Source organism: Nocardioides abyssi (assembly GCF_030412915.1).
Taxonomy (GTDB): domain Bacteria; phylum Actinomycetota; class Actinomycetes; order Propionibacteriales; family Nocardioidaceae; genus Nocardioides; species Nocardioides abyssi.
Genome location: NZ_JAUHJR010000347.1, coordinates 1 through 205 on the forward strand (window position 1 = coordinate 1; position 205 = coordinate 205).

Below are 205 nucleotides of genomic sequence, written 5' to 3' on the forward strand. Positions count from 1 at the left end.
GTACGACGTCCCGGTCACGATGAAGACCCGCACGGGCATCGACGAGGACCACCTGACCTACCTCGACGCCGGCCGGATCGCCCTGGCGGCCGGCGCCGCGGCGATCGCGCTGCACGGCCGCACGGTCGCCCAGGCCTACTCCGGTGAGGCCGACTGGGGCGCGATCGGCGAGCTGGCGGCATCCGTCGACATCCCGGTGCTCGGC

The 205-nt window shown here is 74.1% G+C and carries 1 protein-coding gene; it reads left to right on the top strand.

The window, feature by feature from the left end; all coding sequences use genetic code 11:
* Positions 1-205, top strand: a 205-nt coding sequence (locus QWY29_RS20950) for a tRNA-dihydrouridine synthase (RefSeq protein WP_300963126.1), incomplete at both ends; no start/stop codon positions are given.